Here is a 13,364-nt window from a genome sequence, read left to right on the forward strand (position 1 = left end):
CGCGCCATCTGGGCCATGAAGCTCTCCGACAACCCGGACGTGGACGAGGACGAGCCGGTCGTGCTCTTCGACGGCGTGCACCACGCCGAGGAGGTCCTCGGGCTCGAGGTCATCATGTGGATGATCGACGAGTTGACCACGGCCTACGGCGTCGACGACACGATGACGGCGTGGATCGACGACTGCGAGATCTGGTTCGTCCCCATACTGAACCCGGACGGCCACGTCGTCGTGACCGACGGGATCGACGAGACCTGGCGGAAGAACACGCGCGACAACAACGGGAACGGCGTCTTCGACCTCGACTTCGACGGCGTCGACCCGAACAACAACTACGACTGGAACTGGGACGGGGGAGACCCCGACACGACGGCGTCGTACTACCGCGGCCCGTGGCCGTTCTCCGAGAACGAGACCCAGGCAATGCGCGATCTCTGTGAGGCGACCAAGCCGGTCTTCGCTCTCAACTACCACAGCCCGCTCATCTCGTCGGGCGACTGCATCTACTACCCGTGGTACTGGCCCGGCCACAGCTTCGCTCCGGACCACCACACCATCTACGCCGTCGCGAGCGAGCTGGCCGACCGGACGAAGAAGGCGGACGGCTCGAGCTTCTCGGCCGTCTACGGCTACGCGACGCAGGGGAAGGCCAGGAACTGGCAGTACGGCCATCTCGGGACGATCGGTCTCACGATGGAGATCCTGAGCTACATGTGCATCCCGCCGGCCGGCGACGTCGACGGCATCTGCGACCGCGTGTCGACAGGCTCGTACTCCCTCATCGAACGGCTCGCCGGTCCGGGTTTCACCGGCCACGTGACCGACGCGACGACGGGCGCCCCGCTCGTCGCCGAGGTCGAGGTGCTCGAGGCGACCTCCGAGGTGCTCGACCCGCGCCTGACGGACGCGACCTACGGACGCTACTGGAGGCCCCTCAAGCCCGACGACTACACGCTCCGGTTCGCTGCCGCCGGCTACGAGACGCTGACCATCGGGCCGGTGACGGTCCCCGAGGGCGGCTGGACGACGGTCGATGCGGGCCTCTGGCCCATCGGGACGGGCGTCGGTGAGACCCCGGCAGGTGCGCGGATCCTGAGCGTGCATCCGAACCCGGCGCGCGGGGGAACGACGGTCCGCTTCGAGGCGCCGCGGGCGGAGGCAGTGACCATCGAGATCTACTCGCTCGGAGGCCGTCTCGTCGCCGGGCTCGACGCCGGCGGGACGGGCTCCGTCACGTGGGACGGCCGTGACGATGGCGGGAACCCGGCCTCGTCAGGGGTCTACTTCGCGAGGCTCACGGCGGAACGCTCGAGCGATGTGGAGAAGATCGTGCTCCTGAGATAGCGGCCCGCGCCTCGGCGAGAGCGGGCCGGCGGCACGCATACGGGAGGCAACCATGAAGCGGATCCTGCCCGTCGTCCTCGCGCTCCTGACGGCGACCGCCGCCCCGGCGGCCGACCCGGCCCGCGTCATCGAGGAACACGGCGACGGCCATCTGGCCTTCGAACGCGTCGTCATCGGTCCCTTCGAGGTCTACCACCATCAGCGGACGCTCCACGGCGCCGTCGTCGAGAAGGACCAGATCGTCTACCGGTTCGACCGCGCGAGCGGCGAGTTGCTCTCCCGGAAGGCCGTCTGGCGCGACGACGTCGACGACCGGACGCCCGCTCCGGTCATCACGGCCGGCGAGGCCGGGGCGCTCGCGCCGGGCTCGGTTCTCTTCGCCGACCTCTACATCATCACTCCCGACTCGGACGTCTTCCCGCTCGAACGGACTCCGTCGAATCCCTGCTGGGTCGTCCGCAGCGAGGACGCGGCCGGGTTCCAGCACGTGACCATCGTCGACGCCGTGACCGGAGAGAGGCTCGGTCCGGGTGTCCCGCCGCCCGCCGGCGGGTACTCCCTGACGGGCCCCTGGTACGACAACCCGTGCGACGGGGGCTGGACCGCGTGGTCCGGGAACGCCCACACGTGGTTCGAGACGATGGGCTACCCGACCGACGAGACGCTCTGGCCGACGCAGGCCGAGGTCCAGGCCTACGTGCAGTCCGAGACGACGGCCGTCTTCTATGAGCTGGCGCACGGCGGCTCGTTCTCCTTCGGGAGCGGGTGCACCGGGGGCACGGCCTACGAGACGACCTACGCCTCGGAGATCGAGGCGTGGATCGCCGGCCACGGTCGGATGCCGTTCGCGTTCATCGGCAGCTGCGGGGGCATGTGCAGCATCTCGGACGGGAGCCTGTCGTACGAGTTCCGGAAGGGCTCGAGCTGGGCGACGACGACCGTCGGCTACTGCGGTATGGGCGATGAGATCTGCGGCGACTGCTGGGTCGTCTCGATTGACTGGCAGAACGCGTTCTTCTCGTATGTGAACGCCGGTGACACCGTGGAGGATGCGTACGAGCAGGCGCTGGCCGATTTTCCCTCATGTGCCGGGCCCGTCTGCATGCGCTTCGCGGGCGACACGACCATGGTGCTCGTCCCGGCCGTCGAGAGACGGTCGCCCGAGTGGACCGACGCGACGGAACCGCCCCTCGGGGACCTCGGCCGGGCCGGCGGCATCGCCTGGGCCGACTACGACGGCGACGGCGACCAGGACGTCTACGTAGCCAACGCGGACGGAGTCAACCGGCTCTTCCGGAACGACGGGGGAACGTTCACCGACGTCACGGCCGCGCCGCTCGACGACGCGGGCGTGGGCATGGGCGTCTCGTGGGGCGACTACGACGGCGACGGTGACCACGACCTCTACCTGGTGAACGACGGGGCGAACCGGCTCTTCCGGAACGACGCCGGGACGTTCGCCGACGCAACGGCCGCGCCGCTCGACGACCCGGGTGAGGGGTACGGCGTCTCGTGGGTCGACTACGACCTCGACGGCGACCTCGACCTCTTCGTCGCCAACAACGGAACCAACAGACTCTATGAGAACAACGTGCCGGGGCGCGCCTTCTTCACTGACGCCACCTCGGCGCCGATGGACGACCCCGGCAACAGCCAGTCCGCTGTCTGGGCCGACTACGACCTGGACGGGGACCAGGACTGCTACCTGGTGAACCGCGGGACGGCCAACAGGCTCCTCCGGAACGACGCCGGCGCGTTCGTCGACGTGGCGGCCGGGGCCCTCGCGGACGCCGCGGACGGCATCGGGGCCGCCTGGGGCGACTACGACAACGACGGTGATCCGGATCTCTACCTTGCGAACCTCAACGCCGCGAACCGGCTCCTCCGGAACGACGGCGGCGGGTTCACGGACGTGTCCGTGTTCCCGCTGAGCGACGGCGGCGCGGGAACGGGCGTCGTGTGGCTCGACGCGGAGAACGACGGCGACCTCGATCTCTACCTGGGGAAGTACGGGTCGGCCAACCTGCTCATGAGGAACTCCGGTCCGCCCGACTACGCGTTCTCCGACGGGAGCATCGCGCCTCTGACCAACGAGGGCTTCGTCTGGGGTCTCGCATCGGCCGACTACGACGGCGACGGCGACGTCGATCTCTACCTGGGGAACAACGGTCTCGCGACCGGTTCCAACCGTCTCTTCGAGAACGGGTGGGGAAGCCTGAACCACTGGCTCGTCGTCGACCTGGAGGGCGTCATCTCGAATCGGTCGGCCGTCGGGGCGCGCGTGCGCATCGTGACGGGAGGTGTCGAGCAGTGGCGCGAGGTCGCGGGCTCGACCGGCTATCTCTCGCAGGACTCGCCCGAGCTGGAGTTCGGTCTGGGGGCCGCGGCGACGATCGATACGCTCGAGGTCGTCTGGCCGTCGGGCCTCGTCGAGCGGGCGGTCGGCGTGGCGGCCGACCAGCGCCTCGAGGTCACCGAGGGAGACTGGACCGGAGTTGCCGGCGGGGCGGTCGACGGTCGGCCGGCCCTTCGTGGGAACTACCCGAACCCGTTCAACCCGGTGACGCTCATCCAGTACGAGCTGCCGAGGCCCTCGAACGTCACGCTGACGGTCTTCGACCTCTCGGGACGGGAGGTCAGGACGCTCGAGGCGGGAGCGGCACTACCGGCCGGTCGGCACACCACGGCCTGGGACGGCCGGGACGACGCCGGCCGCGACGTCGCGTCGGGCGTCTACTACTATCGGCTGGCGGTCGGCGGCGAGACGTTCTCGAACAGCATGGTTCTTCTCAAGTAGACCGCGGCTCGAGGCGGGGATTCCAGGAAGCGGGCCCGGGGCGGCGCTCAGTCAGAGCGCCACCTCGGGCTCGTCCGCTCTGAGGGCCAGGAGGAGGACGTCGGTCGGCGGGCGGCCGGCGACGCGCTCGACGGCCGCCGCGTAGGCCTCGGCCTGCCTGCGGTAAGCGTCAGCCAGCGCCGCTGTGCCGCCCTCGGGGACGACGTCGGTCTTGTAATCGACGACCACGAGGCCGTCGTCGTCCTCGAAGACGAGGTCGATCTTCCCCTCGACGAACCTGTTCCCGTCCCTCATGCAGAACGGCGCCTCCCTGAGGACGGTGTGCGCCGCCGCCGCCCTCCGGAGCGTCGGCGTCCCGAGCGCGCGTTCCAGCAGCGCCGCCGCGTCCGCGACCGCCTCGGCGGCCAGTCCCTCGGTTCTGGCGAGGGAGCGCGCAAGCTCCTCGACGTCGTCCGGGCGTTCAAGGTCGATCCGCTCGAGCACTGCATGGACGAGCGTGCCGACATCGGCGCCCGAAGAGGGGAGGTCCTCCATCGGCTCGGCCGTGGGGTCGCGCCCCGTCGCACCGTGCTCCGCGAGCGACGAGGGCGTGAGATAGGAGACCCCCTTGTCGGCGGTCTTCGGGAGGCTCCTCATGCGCTGCTCCCACGCTCGCTTCTCCTCATGCGCGACCGTCTCCTCCGGATCGGCCTTGAGCGTCGCCTCGAAGTCGACCCGTACGGCGGCCGGCCGCGGTCGTTCTCGATCGAGGAGCGATGTGTCGAGCGATGCGGTGCCGGACGCCTCCGACGTGTCGAGCCAGGCTCCGGGCTCCTCCGCCCTGGAGCGGAGCACCTCCAGGTCGCCGAGCGGCGACTTCTTCTGCATCCTGCCGCCCTCGAACCACGGGATCACCAGGAGGTCGCGCGCGCGGGTCGTCCCGACGTAGAGCAGCCTGATGCGCTCCGCATCCTCGCGCTTCCGCTCGAGCTCCCTGAGCGACCGGTCGTTCGACGTCTCGATCCCGGAGTCCTTTGCGCCGATCCTCAGTGAGAGACGGCCGGCCTCCCGGTCGACGATGAACGGGCTGGTGTGACGGGTTCCTCCCGAGAGATCCGCCAGGACGGTCACCGGGAACTCCAGTCCCTTGGACTTGTGGATCGTGAGCATCCGGACGAACTCGTCGCCTTCCTCGGAGAGCGGCGACTCCGCCTCCTCCGGCGTGAGGCTCGTCACATCATCGAGCCAGCGCGCGAACCCCCCGAACGACAGGAGCTCCTTCTCACCCAGCGACGTCGCGAGCTCCACGACCTTCATCAGGTTGGCGTGCCGTTGCTCGCCCGAGGGTTTCATCAGATAGAGCTCAGGTGTTCCCGTCAGTCTGAAGAGCCGCTCGATGACCCGGGGCGTCTGCTCGGTGTCTCTGGCGTGGTGGAGCTCGCGCAGCAGGGCGAAGGCCTCCTCGACCCTCGGATCGCCGTCGGTGCTTCGCAGGTAGTCGAGGCCGCCCGTTCGGTGACGATGCAGCACGACGGCGTCGTCCGGAACACCGAAGAACGGCGTCCTGAGGGCGCCGACGACCGCCACCAGGTCGTGGGGGTCCTCGACGGCGGCGAGCACCGTCGCGAGCTCGCGGACCTCGCGCCGCGCGTAGTAGCGCTTGCCGCCCGCGATGCGGTAGTCGAGCCCGTGTGCGTCGAACGCATCCTCGTAGTGCTCGAGCGCCGTGCCTGTGCGGAACAGGACGGCGATGTCCGAGAGCCTCACCCGTCTCCAGACGCCGGTCGTCTTGTCCCAGACACGCTCCTGCGGGTCGTTCACGAGCCTCGCGACGAAGGCCGCGACCGTGGAGGCCTCGAGAGCCCGCTTGAGGTCGGCGAACGAGCTCCCGCGCGGGCCGTCGTCGAGTCCCTCCGAGATGTCGAACGGAGGAGGCAGCAGCACGACCCCGGGCCCGCGCGCATCCCTCTCCCGGAAGGACGTCAGCGGCTCGTAGTCCGGCTGGTAGCGGCGCTCGCCCTCGGGGGCGACCATCGTCGGGGCGAAGGCCTCGTTGAGCTCCGAGACGATGGCGGGACGAGTCCGGAAGTTCTGGGTCAGTGTCAGGACGCCGCTCGTTCCGCGGGCATGCTCGATCACCCGCTTGGCCTCCTCGTAGACTTCGATGTCGGCGCGCCTGAAGCGGTAGATCGACTGCTTGGGGTCGCCGACGATGAAGAGCTTCCCCGGCTCGAGCTCGACGTCCTGCCAGCGCGTCTCGAAGGCGCCCTCGCGCTCCGCCAGGAAGAAGGCGATCTCGCACTGGAGCGGGTCGGTGTCCTGGAACTCGTCGATCAGGATCCGGTCGAACGCGCGCTTGAAGTGTCGCCTGACATCCCGGTTGTCGCGAAGCAGGTTCCGCGCCTCGATGAGGAGGTCGTCGAAGTCGAGGAAGCCGCGCTCGCGCTTGACGGCCTGGTAGTGCTCGACGAACCCGAGAAGCCAGCGCATGAGACCCGCGGCAGCGTGGTGACCGGCCTCCAGGAGCGTCTCGGCCTGCAGTTCTCTCAGCCTGGTGCCGACCTCACGGGCCGCATCGAGCGCGTCGGCGTCCCAGTTCTTCTTGTTGCCCTTGTTCGATCCCGGTCCGGGTGTGACCTCCCTCAGGAGGTACGCCGGAAGCGCGTGCTCGGGGACGAAGCGTGCGTCCTCGACGGCGAGGGAGAAGGAGCGGATGAGGATCGCGGCGGTGTCCTCCTCGTTCGAGCAGCCGTCCGCGACGAGACGGTCGAGCTCCGCGGCTCCCTCGCGGAAGGCGGAGAGCAGGGGCGCGATGTCCGGGCGCTTGCCCGGGTCGGGAACCAGGTCGGCCATGTCGCGGTGGGCCACGAGCTGAAATGCGATGTCCCGGATCCGTTTGTCGCGGGTTCCCAGCCGTCTGATCGTCCCCAGAGCCGGCACGTCGTCACGTGAGAGCTCGTCGCGGAACCATTCGTCCCACGCGTCCTTCTGGAGAATGGTCTGGGTCAACGCGTCGGCGACGGCGAACCCCGGGTCGACGCCGACCTCTACCGGCCGTTCGCGGACGAGACGGGAGGCGAACCCGTGGATCGTGCCGATCTCGGCCCGGTCGATCGAACGGAGAGCTTCGCGAAGGGGCCCCTCGGTCTCGCCGGCCGCTCCGGCGAGCTGCTCGAGCTTCTGCCGCACCCGGAGCCTGAGCTCACCTGCCGCCTTCTCCGTGAAGGTGATGGCGACGATGCGGTCGAACGGTACCCCGGCGGCCAGGTTCGCGACGATGCGGTCGACCAGCACCGTGGTCTTCCCGGTCCCGGCGCCCGCCTCGACGAGCCACGTCCCCTCGAGGCCGCCGTCGAGCCCTGAGGCCAGGCGCCTGTCCGTCCTGTCGATGAGCCGCGGAGCGCTGCCGCTGTCGGCCACGGGGATCACCTCACTCTATCTCTGCGAGACCGGAGACGAAGTGCGAAGCGCGCGGGTCGCCCCGCTTCATGAGCGCGAGCGGCAGCGCGATGACGCCACAGGAGCGCTCGTAATGGCAGAATCTGCACCGTCCGCCGTCCGGCCAGGGGAAGAGCATCCCTTCCTCGATGCCCTTGAGGATGAGACCGACAGCGAACGTCAGGTCGTCGAGACGTTCTTCGAACTCGGCGCGCTCGAATCCCACGGTGACCGGGCCCCCCGGCTCCCGCAGGTGCAGATAGGCCGCCGAGCCGACCGCCGTCCCGAGCTTTCCTCTCGTGAGGATCGCGTCGCCGGCGATCATGTAGATCGGCAGTTGGAGGCGCGTCCCGTTGCGGAGCCCCGTCGCGGCCTTTCCCTTCGGCGCCCTGCCGGTTTTGTAGTCGATCACCCGCGCCGGGTCGCCGTCGCTGGAGGTGTCGATGCGGTCGATACGGCCTGCGAACGAGGCGCGCCGGCCTCCGGCAGTGAGCTCGACGGAGGCTCCATCCTCTCCCTCGAGCCGCTTCCCGAAGGCGGCCTCGAAGAGCGTCGGTACGAGCCGAGCGCTCCCTCTGATCTCCCAGGCGAGCCAGAGCCCCAGCCGCTTCTCCAGCTCCTCGAGCTCCAGCTCCCGAGCGACGTGGTAGCCGGGAAGCGCCTCGCCGGCCCGCCCGGCAACCTCGCGTATCGTCTCTCTCAGTGATTCCGTGCCGTCCGGACCGAGCGGCAGTCCGCCGCTGTCCCGCAACCTCGTCAGGAACCGCTCGAGAACCTCGTGGTAGAGCGTGCCCCGGTCGAGTGCCGAGAGCTCCGTGATGTCCTCCGGCGGGTCCTCCTGCTCGATGCCGAGCACGTGGTGCATGAGATACCGGAAGGGACAGCCGGCGTACTCCTCGAGCGCGGTCGCCGAGACGGACCGGTCGGGCAGCGTGCCCTCCGGGCCGACACCTGACAGGTCGGCGACGGCGACCCTGCCTTCGTCCGAAGTGATCGCGCCGTCGTACGGGGTGAAGCAGCTGTTGCCCCACCGGGCGACCTCCATCTCCGCTCCGCGGCGTCGCACAGGGTGGTTCGCGAAGAGATACGCGGCCTCTGTGCCGTCGCCGTGAAGCGCCGCGAGCACCGTACAGCCGTCGAACTCGTCCTCCGTGAGCGAGCGGTCCCGGCGCTCGGGGAACCGGCGCGACAGAGAGACCCGCCGTACCTGCGGACTCCGGTCGAACGTCTCGTAGTCGTGCGGCCGCCCCGTCAGCTGGTCAAGCATCTCGAGGAGAAAGACCGACGGGATCCGAGGCCGTCCCTTCGCCACGTCGATCCTGGGGAAGCTCAGGACGAGCATCTCATCCGCGGAGCCGGTGGCTATCCGGAACAGGAGTTCCTCCTCTGAGCCGCTCTCGCCGCGGAGCGGGAGGAAACCGTCGTCGTCCCTGACGCGGTCCAGCGCGGCCCGCTCTGCGTCGAGCAGGATCGGGTCCTGCCGGCGGGGGAGAGGGAAGCCCTTCTCGACAAGCCCCGGCACGATGACCGTACGGAACGAGAGACCGCGCGCCCCCATGAGGCTGAGGACGTTCGGGCCGCCCTCGCCGAACCTGAGGCCGCGCCTGCGGCTTCCCGAGAGGGCGCCCCGGACGAGCTCGGCGACCGTCTCGAAACTCACCGCGCCCGCGAACGGCTCCAGCCGGCGGAGTCCGGTGACGGCTTCGATGACGGGTGTGGCTCCGCCGGTCCCGGAGCACACGCGTTCGTGGACCGCGAGGAGCGCGTCGAGGTGGCGTCCCATCGGCGCTCTCCGCGCGATGTGCTCGAGGGGCGGGAGTATCTCCTGAAGGAGTGCGAGGAGCGAGCGTACGGGTTCGAGGAGGTCGGCGTGTTCCTCCGCGAAGCGGTCCCCGTCGCCTCCCCGGGCCAGACGCCGCTCGAGCCGCTCGAGCGAGGCAATCCAGCGTTCCGGACCGGACGTGATGCCGGCCATCGTCGAGATGCGCGCCCACTGGGCGATCGGAGCCGCTCCGCCGTCGAGCTCCAGCCCGGACAGCTCCAGGAACTCCATGACCTCGACACGCCCGAAGTCGCTCTCGACCGCCCTGATGAGCGCGCGCATCGACCGGCCTTCGCGCGTCGTCGCCAGCGGCGCAGGCGTCTCGATGTACGCATCGAAACCGAGCGCCGCGAGGTCCTTCGCGTAGATGTCGCCGTACATCTCGGGGGAGCGGAGCAGTACGGCGACGTCCTGGCGCTTGAGCTCCCGACGTTCCATGGCGTCCACCATGAGCCGCAGGGTCTCTCTCGCCTCCCGTTCCTCTCCGGGCGCCGAGAGGATCTCCGTCCGCTCGGGGGCCGGCAGAGTCCCGGTGGGGTCTTCCTGCACGCTCCTCCGGGTGAAGCCGAGCTCCTCGAACCACCGGAGGGTGCGGAGCGCGTATCGGCACGACTCGACGTTCTCCCACGGAACGAAGACCGTCGCGGGGCCGTCTCCGAGCGCCGCAGCGACGAGCCTTCTCTGCAGAGCGTTCAGGTCGTAGAACCCGTAGACGATCGGCGGCCGCTCGGGCGGACCCGCCTCGAGCGCCTCCGCGGCGCCCGTCATGAGATGGAGGTCGTCGCACCATCCGCCGCGGCCGATGTCCGCCTCGAGCGCCTTCCAGACGCGGACAAGCTCCGCGAGCTTGCTTCGACGGCCGCCCGCAAGGAGACCAGCTCCGGCGGCCGCTCGTTCGTAGCCTGCGATGGAGAAGCCGCCCTCCCGCAGGGTCCGGACGGCGCGGAGGAGCGCGCCGGGGATGCCCGGCCGATCGCGAACGGCTTCGAAGTAGCCGCCCTCGAGGAGCCCGTCGTCGATCAGCCGCCGGAGGATCACCTCGGGCGCCCCGGGGGGAAGGAGGGTGCGCTCCGCGAAGAACGAGGGCGGCACCGAGACGGAGGCCAGGTCCTTGAGCGTGACGAACCGGACCCCGACGTGCGCGCCCGTCCGTTCGGCCAGGCGTCGTGAGAGATGCTGTCTGAGGAGATTGGTCGGCACGGCGACGGTCAGCGCAGCGAGCGGACCGTCGTCCCGCCGGGAGACGAGCTGTGTGAGAAGGGTCTCTTCCAGCCCTGAACGAAAGCCGCCCGTCCAGAGGGTTCGGGCGGCCTCCGCTCTGTCTCGTGTGCCGTTCATGCTCGGATCACGCGCCGTCCAGAAGGACCATGTCGCGGTCGATGAACCACCTGTCCGGGTCGGTGAGGTAGCCCAGCATGTCCTCGAGCAGGCTCAGGTGGTCCTGCTCCTCCTGGTAGAGTGCCTTGAATAGGCGTCTCGCCTCGTCCGACTGACACTCCTCGATGTAGCCGTAGTAGAGCGAGGCGATCTTCTTCTCGAGCTCGATGGCCTTCTCGTACGCCTCGGCCGGCTCCATCTTCCCCTCGACCGTCTCCTCGCCCGCCTTCTCGTAGACCGTCTTGACCCGCTTCTCAAGGTCCTTCTTCTCGGGCGACGTCGTCTCGACCGGTCCGCCCTCGCCGCTGAGGGTCCGCGAGAGTGCCTCGATGAGCTCGACGTGTCTGATCTCCTCCTTCGCGAGGACCTCGAACGCCGCCCGTGCGAGCTTGTGGTCGGTCTTCGAGGCGGCGTCGAGGTAGAAGTCGTTGCCGGATTCCTCGGTCTTCAGGGCGAGCTCGATCCGCTCCCTGTCGCTCATTGCCTGGGCCATGTCGTCTCCTCCGGTGGGCCGCCGGGTCGTCACATCCGCCGGCGGGCCGTCTGGACAGCTGCCTCGTCTGTTGTGAGTATGGACCATCATATGGGACGTTCGGGCCGTGCGCAAGGGGCGGAGGTGCCGGTTCTCCTTGTGCCGGGTCTCCGGGGTTGCTAGGATGCCGATGGTTGCAGGCAGCATCAAAGAAGATCAGAGGAGGATGCCATGAAGGTCAGGATCTCCGCCGACGACTGCATCGGCTGCGGGCTCTGTCCCGACTCGTGCCCTGACATCTTCGAGATGGACGGCGACAAGGCCGTCGTCAAGACCGCCGACGTCCCGGGCGACAAGGAGGCCTGCGTCAAGGAGGCGGCAGAGGCCTGCCCCACCGAGGCCATCATCGTCGAGTAAGAGCGTTCCTGAAGGGCGTCACGACCGCTCAGGCGACAGGTCGCTCGTCCGACCTTCCGGGCGAACTTCTTTCTTGCAGGCCTCCTCGCCCGGGTTTAGATTCTCGCTCGTTTCGTTTCGCAGTCGGCGCCTCAAGGGGTGCGCCCCGGACGCCGGCGAGGCCCATGGCTTCTTGAAGGAGGCGAACGATGCGGGCGCGGGTCGACGAGGACGCCTGCACGGGGTGCGGTCTCTGTGTCGAGATCTGCCCCGAGGTGTTCGAGATGGATGACGAAACGGCGGTCGTAACGGTCCGAGAGGTCCCGGAGGATCTCGAGGATGCCGTCGACGAGGCGGCGGAGAGCTGCCCCGCCGAGGCCATCGATCTCGACGAGTAGGACATCGGACAGACGCGAACGAAGCCGGCCCGGCGGACTCCCGCCGGGCCGACTTCATGTTCAGAGTGGTGGCGGAGCTGCTACGACCGGCCGCCCGGCTCCTTGACCTTCCACATCACCTGCCCGTCGGACGACGCGGCCGGACACTCCCTGGCGATCGGACAGTCTCCGCAGGCCGGCTTCCGCGCCGTGCACGTCTCGCGGCCGTGCCACGTGACGAGCAGCGAGAACTCGGACCAGTCCTTCCGAGGCACGTACTCCATCAGATCGAACTCGATCCTGACCGGATCGTACTCGCGCGTCATCCCGAGGCGTCGTGTGATCCTGCGGAAGTGGGTGTCGACGATGATGCCCGGCGTGTCGAAGGCGTGAGCGAGCACGACGTTGGCGCTCTTGCGACCGACGCCGCGCAGACTGGTCAGCTCATCCAGTGTGTCCGGCACGCGGCCCTCGAAGCGCTCGACGATGTCCTCCGTCGCCTCGTGGATCGCCCGGGCCTTGTTTCTGAAGAAGCCTGTGGAGCGGATGAGCTTCTCCAACTTGGGGAGCGGGATCGCGGCCCAGTCGCCGGCCGTTCTGTACCGGGGGAAGAGCCCGCTCGTCACCTCGTTGACGCGGGCGTCGGTGCACTGCGCCGAGAGGATGGTCGCGATGAGGAGCTCGAGCGGGGACGAGTACTCGAGCGGGACATGGACGTCGGGATAGGCCTTCCGAAGGGCACGGAGAACCCGCCCGGCCCGGAGCCCGCGGTCGTGCTTCGATTCCCTGAGCGGTCCTCTGAAGTGACGTCTCGCGCGCTTCCTCTGCATGTCGTCTTCCGCTCACCCTCGCTCTCAGGCCCCGACGGCCTTGCGTCCGAGTTCGAAGGCCTTGAGATTGATGTCGACGGTCTTCGGGGGCACGCGCTTCCGGATGGCCTCCTGCCACTCCTCGACGGTGAAATCGAGGAACCTCGAGAAGGCGCCGAGCATGACGACGTTCACGGCCCGGGGGTGGCCCGCCTCCCGTGCGAGGGCGAGCGCGTCGAGCATCAGAGCGTCGGGGGCGCGCTCCCTGAGTTCGTCGTCCACGTCCTTCGGGTAGGTCTCGAGCCCGCTGGGGACGATCTCCTGGTCGTTGACGATGACCTTGCCCTCCGGCGCCAGGGAGTGGATCCAGCGGACGGCCTCCATCTTCTCGAACGAGACGAGAAGGTCGGCCTCGCCGGGGGCTATGACGGGGGAGTGGACGGTCTCGCCGAAGCGGACGTGGCTGACGACCGAGCCTCCCCGCTGGGCCATCCCGTGGACCTCGCTCTTCTTGACGTCGAGCCCCTCGGCAAGGGCGGTCTCAGAGAGGATC

The 13,364-nt window shown here is 69.0% G+C and carries 9 protein-coding genes; 4 read left to right on the top strand and 5 right to left on the bottom strand.

The annotated features are described in order from the left end of the window. Together GF405_10125 and GF405_10130 are read left to right on the top strand one after the other, a co-directional pair. Positions 1-1,344, top strand: a 1,344-nt coding sequence (locus GF405_10125) for a T9SS type A sorting domain-containing protein (protein MBD3368510.1), incomplete at its 5' end; no start/stop codon positions are given. A gap of 52 nt (positions 1,345-1,396) precedes the next feature. Next, positions 1,397-4,141: a T9SS type A sorting domain-containing protein gene (locus GF405_10130; protein ID MBD3368511.1), complete on the top strand. Its 2,745-nt coding sequence runs from the start codon at positions 1,397-1,399 to the stop codon at positions 4,139-4,141. A gap of 51 nt (positions 4,142-4,192) precedes the next feature. Here GF405_10130 and GF405_10135 read toward each other — a convergent pair whose 3' ends face one another. Genes GF405_10135 through GF405_10145 form a run of 3 tightly spaced genes read right to left on the bottom strand, consistent with a single transcriptional unit; the run spans position 4,193 to position 11,439 of the window. Next, positions 4,193-7,549, bottom strand: a complete 3,357-nt coding sequence (locus GF405_10135; protein MBD3368512.1) for an AAA family ATPase — start codon at positions 7,547-7,549, stop codon at positions 4,193-4,195. Between the two features lies 1 nt (position 7,550). Then, a complete protein-coding gene (locus tag GF405_10140; protein ID MBD3368513.1) occupies positions 7,551-10,718 on the bottom strand; it encodes a hypothetical protein in 3,168 nt (1,055 codons plus the stop codon). A 7-nt stretch (positions 10,719-10,725) separates the two neighbouring features. Further along, positions 10,726-11,439, bottom strand: coding sequence for a hypothetical protein (locus GF405_10145; GenBank protein MBD3368514.1), 714 nt, complete (start codon positions 11,437-11,439; stop codon positions 10,726-10,728). A 21-nt stretch (positions 11,440-11,460) separates the two neighbouring features. Here GF405_10145 and GF405_10150 point away from each other — a divergent pair, with 21 nt between their 5' ends. Continuing rightward, positions 11,461-11,646 (top strand): ferredoxin, encoded by a 186-nt coding sequence (locus tag GF405_10150; GenBank protein ID MBD3368515.1) that lies wholly within the window; start codon positions 11,461-11,463, stop codon positions 11,644-11,646. A 188-nt stretch (positions 11,647-11,834) separates the two neighbouring features. Beyond that, positions 11,835-12,023 (top strand): 4Fe-4S dicluster domain-containing protein, encoded by a 189-nt coding sequence (locus tag GF405_10155; protein MBD3368516.1) that lies wholly within the window; start codon positions 11,835-11,837, stop codon positions 12,021-12,023. Between the two features lie 80 nt (positions 12,024-12,103). Here GF405_10155 and nth read toward each other — a convergent pair whose 3' ends face one another. Together nth and GF405_10165 are read right to left on the bottom strand one after the other, a co-directional pair. Further along, positions 12,104-12,832 carry an endonuclease III gene (gene nth / locus GF405_10160; protein MBD3368517.1) on the bottom strand — a complete coding sequence of 243 codons (729 nt, stop codon included), beginning with the start codon at positions 12,830-12,832 and terminating at the stop codon, positions 12,104-12,106. A gap of 24 nt (positions 12,833-12,856) precedes the next feature. Beyond that, the coding region (locus GF405_10165) for an indolepyruvate oxidoreductase subunit beta (protein MBD3368518.1) at positions 12,857-13,364 on the bottom strand (508 nt) is incomplete at its 5' end.

The organism is Candidatus Effluviviaceae Genus V sp., assembly GCA_014728125.1.
In the GTDB taxonomy this organism is placed as follows: domain Bacteria; phylum Joyebacterota; class Joyebacteria; order Joyebacterales; family Joyebacteraceae; genus WJMD01.